The sequence below is a fragment of the Sphingopyxis sp. NFH-91 genome (assembly GCF_021401285.1).
Taxonomy (GTDB): domain Bacteria; phylum Pseudomonadota; class Alphaproteobacteria; order Sphingomonadales; family Sphingomonadaceae; genus Sphingopyxis; species Sphingopyxis terrae_A.
On record NZ_JACBGA010000002.1, the window covers coordinates 122,608 to 139,873 of the forward strand.

The 17,266-nt window shown below is 62.7% G+C and carries 21 protein-coding genes; 8 read left to right on the forward strand and 13 right to left on the reverse strand.

Annotated features, from left to right (window positions below; all coding sequences use genetic code 11):
• Nucleotides 1-11: 11 nt before the first annotated feature.
• Both traL and L0963_RS05535 read right to left on the reverse strand, forming a co-directional pair.
• A complete protein-coding gene (gene traL / locus L0963_RS05530; protein ID WP_020819170.1) occupies nt 12-299 on the reverse strand; it encodes a type IV conjugative transfer system protein TraL in 288 nt (95 codons plus the stop codon).
• 26 nt (nt 300-325) lie between these two features.
• Nucleotides 326-655 carry a hypothetical protein gene (locus L0963_RS05535; RefSeq protein WP_011445803.1) on the reverse strand — a complete coding sequence of 110 codons (330 nt, stop codon included), beginning with the start codon at nt 653-655 and terminating at the stop codon, nt 326-328.
• Nucleotides 656-1,005: 350 nt separating this feature from the next.
• On the opposite strand from L0963_RS05535, the gene L0963_RS05540 reads away from it, so the two are divergent.
• Both L0963_RS05540 and L0963_RS05545 read left to right on the forward strand, forming a co-directional pair.
• Nucleotides 1,006-1,467: a transcriptional regulator gene (locus tag L0963_RS05540; RefSeq protein WP_234178733.1), complete on the forward strand. Its 462-nt coding sequence runs from the start codon at nt 1,006-1,008 to the stop codon at nt 1,465-1,467.
• 46 nt (nt 1,468-1,513) lie between these two features.
• Complete coding sequence (locus L0963_RS05545) at nt 1,514-1,744, forward strand: AlpA family transcriptional regulator (protein ID WP_234178734.1); 231 nt, start codon at nt 1,514-1,516, stop codon at nt 1,742-1,744.
• A gap of 194 nt (nt 1,745-1,938) precedes the next feature.
• Here the strand turns inward: L0963_RS05545 and L0963_RS05550 are convergent, their stop codons facing one another.
• The 4 genes from L0963_RS05550 to L0963_RS05565 are packed head-to-tail and all read right to left on the reverse strand — an operon-like array spanning nt 1,939 to nt 6,770.
• Nucleotides 1,939-3,318, reverse strand: a complete 1,380-nt coding sequence (locus L0963_RS05550; RefSeq protein ID WP_234178735.1) for an efflux transporter outer membrane subunit — start codon at nt 3,316-3,318, stop codon at nt 1,939-1,941.
• Entirely contained in the window at nt 3,315-4,460 is a 1,146-nt protein-coding gene (locus tag L0963_RS05555; protein WP_234178737.1) for an HlyD family secretion protein, read from the reverse strand. Before L0963_RS05555 ends, L0963_RS05550 begins: the two co-directional genes overlap by 4 nt.
• Complete coding sequence (locus L0963_RS05560; protein WP_234178739.1) at nt 4,457-6,139, reverse strand: MFS transporter; 1,683 nt, start codon at nt 6,137-6,139, stop codon at nt 4,457-4,459. The genes L0963_RS05555 and L0963_RS05560 overlap by 4 nt, the downstream gene beginning before the upstream one ends.
• Nucleotides 6,132-6,770 (reverse strand): TetR/AcrR family transcriptional regulator, encoded by a 639-nt coding sequence (locus tag L0963_RS05565; RefSeq protein ID WP_234178740.1) that lies wholly within the window; start codon nt 6,768-6,770, stop codon nt 6,132-6,134. Before L0963_RS05565 ends, L0963_RS05560 begins: the two co-directional genes overlap by 8 nt.
• A gap of 693 nt (nt 6,771-7,463) precedes the next feature.
• Here L0963_RS05565 and L0963_RS05570 point away from each other — a divergent pair.
• Both L0963_RS05570 and L0963_RS05575 read left to right on the forward strand, forming a co-directional pair.
• Entirely contained in the window at nt 7,464-8,819 is a 1,356-nt protein-coding gene (locus L0963_RS05570; RefSeq protein WP_003168745.1) for an IS1380-like element ISKpn23 family transposase, read from the forward strand.
• Between the two features lie 303 nt (nt 8,820-9,122).
• Entirely contained in the window at nt 9,123-9,602 is a 480-nt protein-coding gene (locus L0963_RS05575; RefSeq protein WP_234178741.1) for a hypothetical protein, read from the forward strand.
• 2 nt (nt 9,603-9,604) lie between these two features.
• Here the strand turns inward: L0963_RS05575 and L0963_RS19655 are convergent, their stop codons facing one another.
• Nucleotides 9,605-9,991 (reverse strand): STAS domain-containing protein, encoded by a 387-nt coding sequence (locus tag L0963_RS19655; protein WP_326490182.1) that lies wholly within the window; start codon nt 9,989-9,991, stop codon nt 9,605-9,607.
• Nucleotides 9,992-10,133: 142 nt separating this feature from the next.
• Complete coding sequence (locus tag L0963_RS05585) at nt 10,134-10,697, reverse strand: hypothetical protein (protein WP_442800546.1); 564 nt, start codon at nt 10,695-10,697, stop codon at nt 10,134-10,136.
• A gap of 203 nt (nt 10,698-10,900) precedes the next feature.
• Between L0963_RS05585 and L0963_RS05590 the strand changes: the two genes are divergently transcribed.
• Nucleotides 10,901-11,131, forward strand: a complete 231-nt coding sequence (locus L0963_RS05590; protein ID WP_234178743.1) for an AlpA family transcriptional regulator — start codon at nt 10,901-10,903, stop codon at nt 11,129-11,131.
• A gap of 268 nt (nt 11,132-11,399) precedes the next feature.
• Here the strand turns inward: L0963_RS05590 and L0963_RS05595 are convergent, their stop codons facing one another.
• The 4 genes from L0963_RS05595 to L0963_RS05610 form a co-directional block, all read right to left on the reverse strand.
• Nucleotides 11,400-12,047 (reverse strand): VOC family protein, encoded by a 648-nt coding sequence (locus L0963_RS05595; protein WP_234178744.1) that lies wholly within the window; start codon nt 12,045-12,047, stop codon nt 11,400-11,402.
• A 214-nt stretch (nt 12,048-12,261) separates the two neighbouring features.
• A complete protein-coding gene (locus L0963_RS05600) occupies nt 12,262-12,969 on the reverse strand; it encodes a hypothetical protein (protein ID WP_234178745.1) in 708 nt (235 codons plus the stop codon).
• Nucleotides 12,970-13,081: 112 nt separating this feature from the next.
• Entirely contained in the window at nt 13,082-14,080 is a 999-nt protein-coding gene (locus L0963_RS05605; RefSeq protein ID WP_234178746.1) for an acyl-CoA thioester hydrolase/BAAT C-terminal domain-containing protein, read from the reverse strand.
• A 3-nt stretch (nt 14,081-14,083) separates the two neighbouring features.
• A complete protein-coding gene (locus L0963_RS05610; protein WP_234178747.1) occupies nt 14,084-14,908 on the reverse strand; it encodes a MerR family transcriptional regulator in 825 nt (274 codons plus the stop codon).
• Nucleotides 14,909-15,041: 133 nt separating this feature from the next.
• Here L0963_RS05610 and L0963_RS05615 point away from each other — a divergent pair, with 133 nt between their 5' ends.
• The 3 genes from L0963_RS05615 to L0963_RS05625 all read left to right on the forward strand — a co-directional run bounded on the left by L0963_RS05615 (nt 15,042) and on the right by L0963_RS05625 (nt 16,374).
• Nucleotides 15,042-15,233, forward strand: a complete 192-nt coding sequence (locus L0963_RS05615; RefSeq protein ID WP_234178748.1) for a hypothetical protein — start codon at nt 15,042-15,044, stop codon at nt 15,231-15,233.
• A 68-nt stretch (nt 15,234-15,301) separates the two neighbouring features.
• A complete protein-coding gene (locus L0963_RS05620; protein WP_267960521.1) occupies nt 15,302-15,928 on the forward strand; it encodes a LuxR C-terminal-related transcriptional regulator in 627 nt (208 codons plus the stop codon).
• A complete protein-coding gene (locus tag L0963_RS05625) occupies nt 15,925-16,374 on the forward strand; it encodes a VOC family protein (RefSeq protein ID WP_234178750.1) in 450 nt (149 codons plus the stop codon). The genes L0963_RS05620 and L0963_RS05625 overlap by 4 nt, the downstream gene beginning before the upstream one ends.
• 13 nt (nt 16,375-16,387) lie before the next feature.
• On the opposite strand, the gene L0963_RS05630 is transcribed toward L0963_RS05625, so the two are convergent.
• Nucleotides 16,388-17,242, reverse strand: coding sequence for a helix-turn-helix domain-containing protein (locus tag L0963_RS05630; RefSeq protein WP_234178751.1), 855 nt, complete (start codon nt 17,240-17,242; stop codon nt 16,388-16,390).
• Between the last annotated feature and the right edge of the window lie 24 nt (nt 17,243-17,266).

Sequence of the window (17,266 nt, forward strand, 5' to 3'; positions counted from 1 at the left end):
GGAAGTGCCCCTCAACCGGCGAGTAGTCGGCAGTGGGAAGGCGGCGTTGCCTTGAGGCCCAGAAATCCTGCAGGCAGATACCAGTATGCGGCGTGGGCTACCCAGGAGCTGGCGCGTCCTGCTTTTGCCTTTCGCAATGCGAACCAGGCGCCGAAGGCGACTATGATGCCGATAAAGATATGCTGGGTGAGGATCCCCCAGGTGAAGGGGGCCAGCATTCCCGCGAACTCGTCGATGGTCCAGAAGCCGATAAGCTCCGGGTCATCGAGCCGCCGAGGAATGATGTAAGGGTCTGCCATGGCGACGCCGCCTTCCCCAGCCGGGCTCAGATGACCGCGGTCACGACCGAGGTGACGATCGGAACACCCGTGCCGACACCGATGCCGACACCCACCGGAACGGCGACCTGGCCGAGCGAAAAACGCCCGGATGCCAGACCGATCAGGCCGCCAGCGAGGCTGAGAACCGTGATGATCTTGCCGCCCGAGCCTTCCAGAAAGTCCGTGAACTTCGTGAGGGCAGGGGTGAAGGTCGTGTCAGCGCCGGCATAGGCGGCGCTCGCCGCAAGCGCCGCGATTGCGACCGGGATGGCAATGTTGAGGGTCTTGCCGAGACCCTTGACGCTGGCGCGCCTGGGGAGGGTGAGAGACTGCATGTGAAGCTCCGGTTGGAGGGGTGGTCACAGCGTTCTTGTGTTCGCTGTGTGTTCCACATGCATCTAGGAAATGGTCGTAGGAAAGTGTTCAGGCGCAATACCGCCTGAAGGTGGAAGGATGCGGACGCATCTTTTCCAGGCCCGCGCCCGAAATCGACGATAACGACGTAAATTCAGTCTTATTTTGTCGGTAAAGGCCGTCACGGCAGCCGGGATTTGGCGACGAATCGGATAGAGGAACTGATTCGCCTCTAAACGAGATGTTCTGTGTATGTTCTTTTCGTTTTCCTACATGGGATGCTTCGCGTTATGCCTGCGAGTCGCACCAGTGCAGAACCTAGGAGACAACCATGCACCATCCAACCGCCGCCGCCAGACCGGCCAATGAAAGCTTGGCCCGCGTCCTTGCCCATGCGATCGAAGCCGCTGGCAAACCTCGCCACCGGATTGCCAATGAATGCGGCATGCATCGCGAGACCCTGCTTCGCCTTGCGCGCGGCGAGCGGCCTATCGGGCTCGACGAAGCAGCACGTGTGCTCTCCGCCTGTGGAGCCCATCCCCGCGCATCCATGATCCTCGCACTCGCCGGGCAGGAAGATCTCGCCTGCGAGTGGATGCATGGCGAGATGGGCGAATTTCTCGAAGAGTTCTTCACCAGCCTCCCAGTCCATCTTCAGCGGACCCTGGGACGGCGGATTGAGGATCTGCGGCCTCGGTGGGCCAACGGCACCTCACAGCTCGTGGCACGAATGCTTGCCAAGCACATCGATGATTTTGTGGGGCGCGACATCGCGATGTCGCTGTCGCGGTAAATCCCAAAGTTCGGAGGGGACCGAACCCAAGCGAATGAGATCAGCAATGCCGCTTTCTAATCAGGACACATCGAATACCCCTCAGCTTGCCGCAGCTGTGCCTGCCCGGTTTCTCCGCCTCCCGGAGGTCATCGCGCGGGTAGGGCTGCGCCGCTCCGCCATATATCAACGTATGAGCGAGGGTCGGTTCCCACGGTCGCGATCGCTAGGGCCGAAATGTGTCGTGTGGGTCGAAGCGGAAATCGACGACTGGATGCGCGAGATCGTATCAAGCTGATTCTCGCAGCCTATTTCATGTGGGAAGCGCGGCTTCCGACCAATTTACGCCATTCCAAAGCCGCGGTGGAAGGTCGGCTCATGTTGAAACCCGGTCATTCGCCAGTTGGATGGCGGCCGGGTGGCGATGTGCCCTTTTCCCTGCTGTTTGCTTGATTCACCGTAGTTTCCGGACATCTGTGCGGACTCAACCCTTCACTGATCGGCCCCGCCTGTCTGCAAGGCACCGCCGAGAGCTTGGTATAGCGCGACGAGTGCCGTCAGATTGTCGGCCTTCAACTGCACCAGCGCGAGATCGACTGAAAGGAGCGTGCGCTGAGCGTCGATCTGCTCCAGATAGGGAGAGTAACCGGCCCGGTAGCGGTTCGATGCGTGCCGCACGGCATCTGCGACCGCCACGCGTTGCGCGCGCAACGAGACTTCCTGCTCGTTAAGGCGGGAGATGACGGCCAACTGGTCCTCGACTTCGCGGAACGCTGTCAGGACCGTACGACGATAGGTGAAGGCTGCCTGGTCGCGCTGCGCCGTGGCGGCATCGAACTGTCCTTGCAGGCGGCCACCGTTGAAAATCGGGGCAAGGATGCTGCCTCCGACCGCCCAAATCGCGACCGGATCGTCAAGCGCCGAGGAAACGATGGTCCCGGCCGAAGCGGCCAGGCGGATTTGCGGGAGGAACTGCGCCCGCGCCCCGCGCATCCGCGCATCGCTGGCTGCCAGTGCGTACTCGGCCTGAAGGATATCGGGCCTTCGCCGCGTCAATTCCGAAGGCAGTACCAGGGGGATGGCAGGCTTGCCGAGCGCCGCGAATGTGCCGCGCCGGATGGCACGGGGTGGCTCGCCGACCAGAACTGACAAGGCGTTTTCCTGCCGCGCCAGCGCCGCCTCCGCCGCCGGGATTTGCTGTTCGGCCGCGCGATATTCTGCTTCGGCCTGACGCAGTTCGAGCTGCGAGGTATAACCCGCTTCCTGCCGGTCACGGGCAATGCGCAGCGCTTCGCCACGCGTTGCGAGCGTGGCTCGTAACGTCTCGATCCGCTGGTCGAGCGCGAGCAGGGTGATGTAGCCGCTGGCCGTGGCCGCCGTGACCGACAGCAACACGGCATCGCTGGCCGCTTGCGCTGCTCCGGCATTGGCCTGTGCCGCATCGATCTGCGCCCGGTTCTTTCCGAACAGATCGAGCTCGTAGGAGGCCTGGAACACGGGTTGCAGGACGAGGCTTTCCACCGGCTTGCCGAAAGGGCTCAGGCTGCGCGACTCCGCGCCCTGCCCGGTGAAATCCAGACTGGGCAAGAGCAGCGCACGCGAAGCCTGCTCCTGCGCGCGCGCTTCGCGAACCCGCGCCGCTGCAATGGCGACATCGGTGTTGTTGGCCCGCGCCAGTTCGACCAGTTCGCTAAGCTGCGGGTCACCGAACGCTTTCCACCAGTCGGCCTCGATTGCGGCGTCCGATCCAAGCTGGGTTCGCCACTGCAGCGGCGCCGCGACCCTGCTGGCCACAGGCGGCTGGGTGAGGGAGGGGGCGCAAGAGGCCAGCAGTCCCGTGGCCGCCACCAAGGCCATCCCGCGCCGCTTCATGGCACGTCTCGCGTATCGACCTTGGCGACCACCGACATGCCCGGCCCCAGCCTTTTTGCCAGTTCCTGGCCCGGATTGATGCGGATGCGAACGGCCACCCGCTGCGGGACTTTCACGAAATTGCCCGATCCGGTGTCCGGCTTGATGACGCTGAATTCGCTGCCGGCGGCCGGCGACACGTTTTCGACCGTGCCCTTCAGCGTTTGCCCGCCAAGGGCATCGACGCTCAGCGTCGCATGCTGGCCGACGCGGATCTTTGCCGTCTGCGCTTCCTTGAAGTTGGCGACGATCCATACGTTGCCGGGGACGAGGTACATCAGCTGGGCGCCGGGCTGGACCAACTGTCCCACGCGCACCGAGACTTCGCTCAGCCGTCCGTCACGCGGCGCGCGGATCACCGTGTTGTCGAGATCGATCCGGGCCAGGTCGCGCGCCGCGACGGCGTTGGCGACCTGCGCCTGCAATCCGCTGCGGCCCACCACGACAGTCTTGCTCTGCTCGACCGCGATGGCGCGCTGTGCTTCTGCCTGGCGCAGGGCGGCTTCCGCCTGACGGAGCGCGGCGAGCGTCTGGTCGCGCTCACGCAGCGAGACCGAGCCTTCGGACACCAGTTCGCTGACGCGGCGCATGTCGGCCTGGGCGCGGGACAACTGCGCGCGAGCGGCAGCGACAGCCGCGTCCTGAAGCCGTATCTGCGCCTCGCTCGAACGCTGGGTCTGCTGCGAGTTGTCGAGATTGGCGGTCTGCGTGCTGATCGCGGCGGTGCCCTGCGCCACGCGTTGACGGTAGATGCGGTCATCGATCTTCACGAGCGGCTGCCCGGACTTGACCTCTGCGAAATCCTTGACGAGGACTTCCGTGACATAGCCGCTGACTTGCGGACTGATGATCGTCGTCTGCCCGCGCACATAGGCGTTGTCGGTGGTCTGGATGGACGAGCCGAACGGGGGCAGCCGCCAAGCGTAGAGTGCGGCCAGCGCGCCCACAAGAATCACGAGTGCAAACACGATCTTGCGGCGACGGGACCCCTTTGGCGCCCAGCCTTCCTGCTGCGGCGCCTCTTCCACCGACTCTACCGCTGGCGGCGGTGCCGATGCTTGCGGCTCGGCCGGTACAGGTCGGGTCTTTTCGGTATCAGTCATGAATCGCTCCGGCTCATCATGGCCTGTAGCGCTTGCAGTTCACTCGCCAGCGGGTTGATCCCGTGGTGACGATTGTAGAGCCATTGTACGAACATGGCTGCAAACACCAGAGAGGCTAGGATTCCAATCAATAGAAAAACGTCGTTATAGGCTTGTACCGCTGCCTCGCGGCTTGCCTGCTGCACCAGCTGCCCGGCTCCACTTGCCTGCGACAGGGCGGCATCGCCGATCGTGCCGGTATAGGCGGCGGCGCGCTGCTGCACCGCCTGTGCGACGATCGGATTGGTCAGCGTCACGCTGTCGCCGATCGCCATCAGGTGGGCCTTGGTGCGCAGGGTATGGTAGGCTGACAGGGCTGCCACGCCGAACAGGCCGCCCAGCGTCTGGGACAGACCGAACACCGCCGAGAAGCTGATGATGTACGCAGGTCCCTTGGACAGCGCGCGCAGCAGCCCTTCCATGATCGCGCCGCCCATGAAATAGACCGCAGCAAAGGCCATTGCCGCCTGCGTCCAATACAGATTGACGGGCCGGGTCTGGGTGCTTGCATGGGTGTCGAGAAGGGCTGCCACCGCGATGATGGCAATCGCCCCGATCACCGGACGTCTCAGATCCTGCGGGTTGAGCCGGACAATCGAAACGACCATTCCCAGAAACGTCGCACCGGTCAGAATCCAGTAATAGGATGTCAGCTGGTCATTGTTCATCCCCACCGTCGCCAGCAGGCCGCTGGCGCCGAAATTCTGCTCCGAGAGCAGGACGCGTACCATCGCTCCGACGAGCGCGAAGGACACGATCTCGCGGCTTGTCATCCAGCCGATTTGGAGCATGGGGTTCTTCCGGTTGCTTTCGATCAGGACAGCCATCCCGATCAGCACGATCGCCGCCGCCAGTGCGGCCCCCAGCCATGGCGTGGTCCACCACTGGATGCGTCCCTGCACCAGAAATGCGCAGAGCAGTGCGATGCCGCTGGCGAACATCGGAAAGGTCAGGAGATCGAGCTTTTCGAATGCCGCGACCGTCTGCCCAGGGGGAAGTGTCAGGATGTTGACCAGCCCAAAGGCGACAAGCGACAAGGCGAATTGCAGCTGGAAAAGCGGTACGATATCGCCCCCAACCAGCAGTTGCGGCGAAACCGCACGGGCAAGCGGGAGTGCGACCTGCGCCAGGCCTATGCCAAGCAGCAGGCCAACCAGCCGGGCCTTTGGAGGCAAGCCCTGCATCAGATAGAATATTGCCAGCACGCTGAGACCGCTTGCAGCGATCCCGGAAACGCCGCGCGCGATCAGTTCCATCGCGTATCCGGCGTCAAACAGATGAACGAAATTTGCCAAAAGAAGGCACGCCATCGCGACCCGGACGAACCGTTGGATGCCGAACTGTTGCCGCGCCTTGAACAGCAGCATGCTCATGCAGGCATTGGTCAGGTTGTAGGCCACGGTAACCCAGCCTGACTCCACCGGGGTCAGCGCCAGGCTGCCCTGTAGGCTCGTCAGATTCGCGATAAGAAGACCGTTCTGGAACCCGCCGACAAGGCCGAGGTAGACGCCGATCAGCAAATAGGCGACCCGGCGCAAAGTGGGGTGATCGGGCGTCGCTGGCGAGCCCGGCATGAACGGCTGCTCATGCGTCTTGAAGATGTAGTCGCCGTCCCGGAGCCGGCCCTGACCGTCAGTCATTGCGGAACAGCGGGGTAATCAGGGTATCACACAGGGCGGCGCGGAAAATGTCGTCATCGGCAAGGCGGGGATCTCTGCTGATCAGCAGCTCGCGCCGACGGACCATGGCGGCCACACCTTGGCTGAAATGCAGGACCGCCATGGCGGGACAGATCCCGGGCAGACTACCGGCGGCCTTTGCTGCCTCCATCAAGGGCAGATGCCGGTCGAAGATCGGCAGGCCAAGGGTTTCGGCAAGGTAGCGCGAATGCTCCACGTCGGTCTCTGCGTCGCGGCGCAGGAACTGGATCAGCGCAGGATTGAGCAGCGCGAAATCGACAAAGGCCGTCATGCTTGCCTGAAGCTCATTGCCGGCCGACGCTTCGGGGCCCGCATTCGCCGCATCCAGCGCGCTCATCAATGCTTGCCCGACATCGGCGACAATCGCTTTCCAGAGGCCGAGCTTGGACCCGAACTGATAGGAGATGAGCGAAGCGTCGACGTCAGCGGCTGCCGCGATTTCTCGCGTGGACGCGCCATCAAAACCCCGGATCGCGAAAAGGTCGAGGGCGGCACGCTTTATGGCCGTGGTCGATTGCCCAGCGACGTGGTTGCTTGGCTTTCCTCGCGAACGGGCAGCTTTGGCGATCATCGGAGAAATCCATCCAGTAAGAGTGCGCTATCTAATGCCCTGTTCCGCGTTATTCAACTGTTGATGAACAAGTATTCTCTGGATTGTCTGCCGAACCCGATGCCGCGACTAGGCGGCCCAGCCGCCGACCCGTTGCCGGCACAGGTCAGCTCCCATCAGCCCATTTCTGTGGCATCCGCGATGCCGGCCAGACAGCGATCAATGCCGACTTGTAGCAAAAGCTGTCGTTCGTCCTTTCGCTCTGGAGCGACGGCTTTGTCCCACAACCTGGCTTTAGCGTGTAACGCTCTGTCAGGGCTTGAGCGAGCGATTGTCGCTTGGGTTGAGCCGGTCGGTCACATGGATTGCGCACCTTCTGAGGTCAGATAAAACGCCTAAGGCGAACGACTGTACGTCGCAAGGAACCCATTATGTGGGAGGAAATGTGGGAGAATGGATCTAGAAATCCATTATTTATATATATAATACAGTACTTAATGAGGCGGTTCGGTACAAGCCCTGTGGAGCGCACCCCTGCGCAACTATGATCCTTGCTCTTGCCGGGCAGGAAGAGCTCGCCTGCGAGTGGATGCATGGCGAGATGGGCGAGTTTCTCGAAGCCCACATTCCCCAAGTAAATCGCTGATTTTGCTGTCAGGATCTCAATATTTCCGATATAAATCATGGTGTTGATGGCCGTGAGGGGCGCGTTTGATGGATCACCCAGAGGGTGCGGGTTCGAAGCGGGCAGATCGGGTCGAGTTCGACCGCCGGGTGCATGTGGAGTTCCGAGGTGCGCAGCTCAGTTCCGACGGCGGCCTGCTGGTGATGCGCGAGCTGGATGACGCGCTCGGGCTGTCCGATCTGGCGGCAAAAGCATTGCGCGACACCCGGCGCGGCAAGAACACGGTCCACCGGCTTGACGGGTTGTTCCGGCAATCGGTGTTCGGGCGACTGGCCGGATACGAGGATGTGAACGACGCCGACCGCCTGGCCCTCGATCCGGTGATGCGCCAGGTCGTGGGTGGAAGGGCTGTCGATGCGCAAGCGGCCTCGGCCTCGCAGATGGGACGGTTCGAGACCGAGACACTGGCACAGCCCGAGAACCGTGCCGCGCTGGCCGACCTGAATGGCCAATGGATCGACCGGTTCCATGACCGTAACGGGCTGAAGTACATCGTTCTGGACATGGACAGTTCGGTCAGCCCCACCCATGGCGATCAGGAGGGCGCGGCCTGGAACGGGCATTTCGACTGCACCTGCTATCACCCGAACTTTTTGTTCAACCAGTTCGGCATGCTGGAGCGCTGCGCCTTGCGCCATGGCAACGTCCACAGCGCCGATGGCTGGCGGGACGTTCTCGACCCTGTCATCGCCCGCTACGCGGAGCGCGACCTTTGCGGCCGGTTCTTCCGGGCTGACGCCGCCTACGCGATCCCCGCGATCTATGAGCGGCTGGAAGAAGCCCGATTCTTCTACGCCATCCGGCTGCCTGCGAACAACGTCCTGCGCGAGAAGATCGCGCATCGGCTGACGCGCCCTGTCGGGCGACCTTCGCTGACCAAGGTCAAGCGCTTCTACGAAGACTTCGAGTATCAGGCGGCATCCTGGGACAAGGAACGCCGGGTGATCGCCAAGATCGAATGGCATCCGGGCGAACTGTTCCCGCGTGTCGGCTTCATCGTCACCAACCTGCCGATGGAGCCCGACTGGGTGGTGCGGTTCTATAACCAGCGCGGCACCGCCGAGCAGCACATCAAGGAAGGTAAATATGCCTTCCACTGGACGCGGCTGTCATGCCGGAAGTTCCGCGACAATGAGGTGCGACTGCAACTGCATGCGCTGGCCTACAACCTGGCCATCTTCTTGCGCTGCATCGAGTTGCCCGAGACGATGGCCGACTGGTCGTTGACCAGCCTGCAACTGAAGCTGATCAAGATCGGGGCACGTGTCGTCCGCCATGCCCGCGCCATCACCTTCCAGCTGGCCGAGGTGGCCGTCACCGGTCCGATGGTCCGCGCCATCCTCGCCGCCATCCGCCGATTGCGAGCGCCTCCGCTATGCGCATGACCGCCATCCACGCCCAAACTGAACGAAAACGGCAGGATGGGTCTGTCCGCTGCGCTGAAAAACACCGCCACCAGGGCACAACACGGCGGCTTCGCGGGCCGATCTGCCCTGTCTCAGCGCCTTGCGCGCCCGACGACGCCGCTCGGGACGGAAAATGATTGTCCTGCGGTCGGATTCAGGCTAAACTCACGTCAGACGGCATGCCACTTGGGGAATGTATGCTTAAGAGACCGAACCGACGGCCGCCCGATCTTTCCTCATCGAAGGCGGGCGGCCGTTTTCCAATCAGCGGGGCTCAAAGCCATGACGGCAGTCACAGCGACAGTTACGCCGACGGACGATTTCCTACCGGCCGCGCCGAAGGTCTATTCGGATCGCCAGCGGCTGTTCATGCTCTACTTCGTCGGTGCCCTAGTCGACCTCGTCGTGCTCGGCCTGTTCGACGAATATTCGTCCAAGGTCCGCGTAGACTCCTTCACTACGATGCTTCTCGCGGCGGTGCTTCTTCAGTTTCTGCTGAAGGGCACGATCAAGGTGGAGCATTGGGTCGCAAGCCACTTCAAGGGCAAGACCGGCGCAGCCTGGAAGGCCCTGCGATTCTTCTGCGCCTGGCTCGTCCTGTTCGGATCGAAGTTCGTCATCCTCGAAGCGCTTTCGATCGCCTTTAATGACAAGGTGAAGTTCGAAGGCGCCTTCCACGGGATCGTGTGGCTAATCATCGTTGTCGTGACGATGGTGATCGCGGAAGAGCTGATCGTCCGCCTGTATCGAAAGCTGGCCTGATATCAGCTGGCCTGTCTGCGAATATGCTCGCTGACGGCTGATTCCTTGGTCGGGAAGAAGCGGTCCTCGGCGAATAGATCGAATAATCCGAAGCGCCGCAGCTTGTCCTTCACGGGGTCCTTCAGCTCGGCGAAGTCCAGCTCGATGCCTTCCGTCTTCAGTGCGGCATCGAGTTCCGCCAAAGCGTCCGCCGAAGTCACATCGACACTGGTGATCGGCTCGGCGGCAATCACCACTCGGTGCACCGGCGTGGGGGATGTCGCGCAAAAGCTGTCGTTCGTCCTTTCGCTCTGGAGCGACGGCTTTGTCCCAAGGGCGGACCTTCGCGAGATATGCTCAGGTTGATGAAGGAATGGCGGGTTTCGGAGTCGCGCTGCCAGCCTTCGAATGTCTGATGTTGGGGCGCAAAGCCGCCGTCAGAGTATTTCCAGAACGATGGTTGCTCGGAAGGTCTCAGTGCGCCTAGGCCGCGCGGTCGCCGCATCGCGTCGGGGTGACTCGTCCGCCTTGTCACCTGGTCCCGCATCTTGGTCACGCCGAGCGCAGCGACGAAATGATCGAGCCCCCGTCGCCGAGCGGCACGAACAGGCGGGTCTGGTAACGGATGATCTCGGTGAAGCAGCCTTGCGCCTTGTACCAGTCCAGGCGGGCGGCGCTCCATCCGGTCAGCTCAAGTCGCTGCCTCCCGTTCACGAGGCTCCGTTTTAGCGTCAGCTGCTCCCCGCCTCCGATCTCGACCGAACGGCCAGTCGCCAGGACCGACGCCACCAGTTCATCGGCGGAGATAGCAGGTCCCTGATCCAATCCGAGAGCGCGGCAAAGCTCGGACAGGCAGTGGATCGGAACTTCGCGGCCGAGAAGCGAACGGCCATCACTCGCGCAAATCCGACTGACGCGCACATAATCCGCTGGCAGCTTGTCCCAGACCGGCAGCAGCAGGCCGGTCGCGAGATGGAGCCGCTCATGCTTTAGGCTCGATGCCGCCTCGTCGACCTCCAACTGCCACAGGCGCCTGAATTCGTTCTCGTCGACGGGCTCCCAGTTGCTCTCGTCCAGTTGGTCGGCGGTGAGATATCCGCGCGAAGAGTTCTTCACCAGCCTCCCAGTCCATCTTCAGCGGACCCTGGGACGGCGGATTGAGGATCTGCGGCCTCGGTGGGCCAACGGCACCTCACAGCTCGTGGCACGAATGCTTGCCAAGCACATCGATGATTTTGTGGGGCGCGACATCGCGATGTCGCTGTCGCGGTAAATCCCAAAGTTCGGAGGGGACCGAACCCAAGCGAATGAGATCAGCAATGCCGCTTTCTATTCAGGACACATCGAATCCCCCTCAGCTTGCCGTAGCTGTGCCCGCCCGATTTCTCCGCCTCCCGGAGGTCATCGCGCGGGTCGGGCTGCGCCGCTCCGCCATATATCAACGTATGAGCGAGGGGCGGTTCCCACGATCGCGATCGCTAGGGCCGAAATGTGTCGTGTGGGTCGAAACGGAAATCGACGACTGGATGAGCGAGATCGTATCAAGCTGATTATCTTAGCCTATTTCAAGTGGGAAGCGCGGCTTCCGACCCAGAGCCCGTCTTTGGCGGCAGCCGCGTTGAACGTCTGCTTACGCCGAAAGCCGCCAGACGGCTTTTGGGATCGAGCCGCGAACCTGCTGATGACTACAACTGATTGGTTTGCCGAATGGCGGGTTATGGCGCGGTGGAGAAAGAGGGCGCCTCTTGCATATGTCGAATTCAGCACAGATGCGCCGATGGCGCCTATGTGCCAAGATCGGGACCCGTTGCTGCAAAGTCAGCTAGGAAGCTCAAACCGTAGGTCAGAACGTCCGTTTAAACCCTCAATCTGCATTTCCAAGTGCCAGGCATTCCCCGGCTTCAGTTTGAGGTGAGGCTGGCATTCAGCGGCAATAGTCCTGAGTGCTTCGCTACGTGGTGCCCAGACTGGCATAGTCAAAATGATCTCTTTGATCGCTCCCAATGAAGAGCCGTGCTGAAGCTCTCCACGCCTCTCTGGTGGCCACTCGGTTGGTGGCAATGAGCCCGGTGATCGGAACATCATTGGTAGCCGCGGGTCGTCGCCATCCACTGCGACTGCAATCGTCATACCCTTCGGAAGATAAGGGGGTGAGAACGCCCAAGTGGCTATCGTGGGCTCAGCTCCGGACCGCGATGCTCGCCATGCGATCCCGAACGGGCAGACATCATGCCTTCGCCAGACTGACCGGTCGTAAAGGCCCGTCCTCTTGATCATTGGGCTCAGTGCCGCATCTGGTTCATCTATCCACAACAGTTCCAGGAACATGTTATCAAAGCAATAACAAACATTACGCGTTCCTTGACCTTGATGCTCCCGCCGATAGGTTTCGACTAAACCTATCTTCGCCATTTGCTCGATCTCGGGTCCTTCGGGATCGATAAACATGAAGATGTGGTCGATCATATTCGTGTTCCTATTCCCGTAAAAACTCGACGACGATTTGCTCAAAGCCATTCTGTGAGCAGACGGTGTACCACCGACCCCGAATGTCCAAAATGGGGTCGCTTTCAGAATTTCTGTTCTTCGCAACCGGGCAGGCCATAGCTTCCTGTTGGGTTTTGGGCACGAGACTGATCGCCTATGATGGCGGGAGGTGGATGGATTGGTGAATGGCGGTCTATGCCTGCAACACTCGCCACCACGCCACTTTATGCGCCTCCCACCCGCCGACTATCACCGCGTGCTGGCTGGCAGTTGTGCCGACCATAAGGCAACAGCATACCCGGTCGAGCCTTCGAACGGCTGAGGCAAATACAAGCGTGTGGGTGCCGGGGATGAGCGTCGCTGCATCTTCATCGCAGGGCGAATTGATGGTGCAGCCGAGGTTGACCGGATCTGTCCAAGTCTTGCCGGTCCAATTCGCGATAAAAAGGTCACTGCCGCCGCATCCCCCACGGTCGGAATAGGTCATCAGCATGGTCTTGCCATCGGGAGACACCCAAGCGCCGTCATCGGAACCTGCCGAATTGATTGGCGCAGGCAAGAGCTCTGGGCGCTGAATCCCTCCCTTGCCATCGGCCCGTGCGATGTAAACGTCGCGGTCGCCCATCCCGTCGAGCCGCTCGCTCCAGAAATAAAGGTCGCCCGGAGCGGTCAGGATCGGGGCGGTTTCGTTGTGAACGAAGCGCAGCGTGCGCACCGCGCCTTCGCGGATGCGGTTGAGATCGGGGCCGCGCAACAGTTCGGGCGCTGCCGCGGGATTGCCGAGGTCGAGCCGGTAGAGATCGAAATTGTCGTTCACCTTCACGTTCGGCAGTTCGGGCCGCTTCGCCGCCCAGGAAAACAGCAGCGTTCGGCCATCGGGCGTCATGCTGGGATAATCCACCCGCGCATCCTGCGGCAACGGCACCAGTTCAGGGGCGGCGAGGCATTGAGTAGGCTGGTCGAGACGACCTCCAACATGATCGCGCCCAGCAGCAGCACCTAGGGATTGATCGTCATCGCCGCTTCACCTTCATCGCGCGAGAGGCCATAGCCTGCTTCAGGAAGGCAATCGTGCGCGGCCATCCGTCCGCACGCGCGGCGACGTTGCCCTGCGCGCTGCCACCGAACATCGTGATCAATGCCAGCACGTCACGGCCTTCAGGCAGCGCAGGGCCGACGCCGAAATGGCCTGCATCCGGGTAAGCCAGTAAGGTCGTTGCCAGAGACCCTGCCGCTCCGTCGCGCCGCGCCTTGACCGCACGCGCCATCGGGCACGAGGGCCACAGCTTGTCCTCCTCGCCGCAAAGCAACAGCACCGGGGCGGCAATCTGTTCGACCGGGATCGCCGCTTCGGGGTGCTTAGCCGCGTCGGCAAGCGCCGGACCATAGATGTCGCCGTTCCAGCCCACCGTCGTGATCGGAAGGAAGGGAACGGGCTTGCCGCCCTCGCTCCAGCTCGAGGTGTTGACCGGAGCAAAGCTCCAGTCGAAGCCCTGCCATGCGACCTGCGAGGGCACCGCTGCGACGACCGCGCTGATATCGGTTCTGCGGCTTGCCACCAGCAGCGCAGCCTCTGCTCCCTTGGAGGTGCCCATGATGGCAAGACGCGCAGGCTCCACGCCCTCGTGCGCCTTGAGCCAGTCGAGCGCGCGGGTGAAGGTCTCGAGCGGGATCAGCTCGAAGCGCTGGGGCTGGCCGGGCAGGCGGTAATAGGCCAGCACAAGGACCGAGAAGCCCTCCTTCGCCAGCAAGCGCGCCTGCCCGTCGGCGGCTGCGCCCAGGCCGCCTTCCGATCCGCCCAGAAGCAGGATCGCCGGGCGGGGCCCTTCGCCCACTCCGGGATAGTAGTTGCCGACCAGTTCCGGCAGGCGGATCGGCGTGCCGCCCGCCACCGGCTCGACCAGCTCGACCGGCGGCCCCCAGGGCTGCGCCGCGAGCCATGCCCCGCCCGCCGTGACCAGAGCCGCCCCGACGCCGAGCGCGATGGCGGTGCGCTTCAATGCCTTGCGCATGGCTCAGCCCTCCTGCCCGGTGGGTCGCGCGAACCACGCTGGCATCGGGCCGATATCCTCGCCCCGCGCCAACGCCGCGCGCGTGGCGGTCATGACGAAGTCCCACACCGGCTTGCTGAAGCCGGGATCGACCTTGCCTTCCCAGCGCGCCATGTCGGCATACATGCGAGTGGTGCCCTCCCACATCGCAGGGGTCGCGTTGCGGCTGAATGGTTCGAGCAAGCAGAACCATTCGCGCACGAAGCCGAGCGCGGCCTCGCTGTCCGGCTCAAGCGGCAGCGCCGCTTCGATCCGGGCGCTGAGTTCGCGCCACTGGGCCTGATAGGCCTCCTGGCTGAACTCGGGGGCATCGGCCATGCGCTCGCGCCATTCGGCCTGTTCTTCGGGGGTGTAATATTGATCCACCACGTCCTGCCAGGCCTTTGTCTGGTCGGTCATGAGCTTTTCTCCGTCACGAATGAGCGAGCAAAGCGTCGCGGCATCGAGCGGCTCGCCTCGGCCGATGCGGGACAATGCGGTGTCGATCAGGTCGATCGCGTCGGCGATCTCCTCGGCCTGTTCGGCGAGACGCTGACGCTGCGCGCCTAGCAGGGCGGCAAGGTCGATCGGCTTGCGATCGAACAGGCGCTTGATGTCGCCGAGGCTGAGCCCGGCCTTCTTGAGCGCCACAATCCTCTGGATCCGCTCGAGCTCCTCGGGCCCGAACCAGCGCCGTCCCGATCCGGTGCGCAGCGGCGTGATCAGCCCGCGCGCTTCGTAAAAGCGCAACGCGCGCGAGGTCAGGCCGGTCCGGCGGACGACTTCATCGATGGGGAACGAATCACTCATGCCCCCTGTGTAGCGGTTGACGCAGGGTCAACTTCAAGCGGCGATTGCTGTAAGGGCTCTGAACGTGTCCGATGACCGCTTTGGGGTCGATAGCCGGACGGCAGCAGTTCCCTAGAAGCGGGGGAAAGCCTCCATGAGCGGCCTGATTTCTGCAGTGACGGCTGTCGACCCAGAGGAAGTTATTCAGCCAGTTGCCCTTGGATCTCAGCTTCAGCCGGACGCGGTCAATCAGGGTCGTCAAAACGGGCAATCGCGGGAAGAATTATTCTCGGTAAGCTATTTGGCGACAAACCGACCAACGCGTGAACCCGTCGAAACGGATTAAACAGCCCACAGCTGAATAGCTGCCGCCGGGTAGGGTAATCCCTGTAAATACCCGTTAAGACCGACATCATGGCAAAGCGAGGCAGACCAGCGCACACCGACGTCCTGACGCCCGCCGAATGGCGGGTGGTTGAGGGCGTCCGACACGGATTGACCAATCCGGCAATCGCCTCCCTTTGCGGGCTCTCAGCCGATGCGGTCAAGTTTCACGTGAGCAATGCGCTGGGCAAGCTCGGGCTCCGGTCGCGCCGCGAATTGCGACAGTGGTCGGGCGTGAGGGCCGACAGTGCCATGGCGACCGCAAGGCCGGGCACCGATCCAGACGGTTGGTCGCTGGGGCAGGTGTCCCGGACTGCGCGCGATCTCGATGCCATGGCGGATTGGTTCCGCGACATTGTCGGCCTTGAAGAGGTCATGCGATTTCCCAACGCCGTCTTTTTCGATTGCGGCGGCGTTCGTCTCTATCTGTCTGCAGGCGACGCCGCATCGAACGCGATCCTCTATTTCCGCGTGAGTGATATCGCTGCCGAAACCGAACGCTTGCGCACCGCAGGCGTCACAATCCTGAGCGCACCGCACCGCATCCACGTCCATCCCGACGGGCGTGAGGAATGGATGGCGTTTTTTGCCGATCCCGACGGCGGCAGCCTCGGGCTGATGAGCGTGGTGGCTCCCAATGCAGGAGAAGGCCGATGATGAAATGCATTGCAGCACTGGCGCTTGCCGTCACGCCGATGGCTGTCGGCGCAGAGGACGGAAAATCTCCCGTGCTGGCAAAGGCCCAGTTCGAGCAGGTCGCCCTGACCGTAACCGATCTCGACGCTGCGCGCGTATTCTACCGGGACCGGCTCGGACTGCCGCTGCTGTTCGAAGCGGGGGATATGCTGTTCTTCGATGTCGCCGGCACGCGGCTCATGCTGGCGCGCGACACCGCGCGCAAACTGCCCGAGCGGCCGGCGGGCATTCTCTATTTCCATGTCGATGACTTCACAGCCGCCCTCGGTCGTCTCGGGGCGAGCGAAGCCGCATTGGTCGGGACGGTGGAGACGGTGCAGTCAACCCCGGCAGGCTTCCTGCGGCTTCAGCAGTTTTCCGATCCCGACGGAAACATGCTCGCCATCATGGGCTTCGTCCCGCGCTGACTGCCGTCGGCCTTCAGTCGAGCGTGACCCCCAGTCTTTCGGCAAAACTCCGGTCCACGCCATTGCGAACCGGGTCCCCGTTCGTTTTCAGGCGACGGTACTGGGCCGGCGTGAGCTGCCCGTAGCGCTGGAACACGCGCGTCAGATGCGCCTGATCGGCGAAGAGGGCGCTGGCCTGGCTGATTGAGCCCGTGCGGTACAGCGTGGTCCATGCGTATTCGAAGCGTGCGTGACCGAGCAGCGCCTTGGGACTGATCCCGAACTCGTCGCGCGCAATGTTGCGAAGTTGCCGGGTCCCCAGGCCGAGCCGGGAGGCGATCGCGGCGACCGGGGACGTCGGGCGGCTCAGCATGATCGCATGAACAAGGGACAAGGCGCCCGTCCGGCTCGACACCGTAGCGGGGTCGAGCCGCGCCAACGCCCAGTCCTCGACTATCCGCATCCTGGTGGCGAAGTCCGGAGCTTCGGCGATGCGTTCGGCCAGCCCGGCGGCCCGGGGCGCGACTGCGGCAAGATGGTGATCGCCATCAACCAGCGTGGCGAGCGGGCAACCGAGCAGGTCTCGCACGCCCAGCGGGGTCAACTGGAGCAGGAACCAGTCCGAGCACGCGCCGGTGGCATGATCAAAGGACCGGGTCTTTGGTCCGAACACGCTCGCCAGCGGCAGGGCGCGCAGCGGATCGCCGCTGCGCGCATTGGAGAAATGCGCGCCGCAATTGACGAAGATCTCGCAGTTCATGTTCGGGAAGATGCGGTACTGCGTCGGCGGAGCGGATGCACGGCGCTGGATGGCCATGCGGATCCACGGACGCAGCGCTGGCTGGAGCGGGCTGCTCCAATTGGTTGCCGTCTCTTCCGTTTCGTTCAAGACGAGTGCTTCCCGCGCATCATA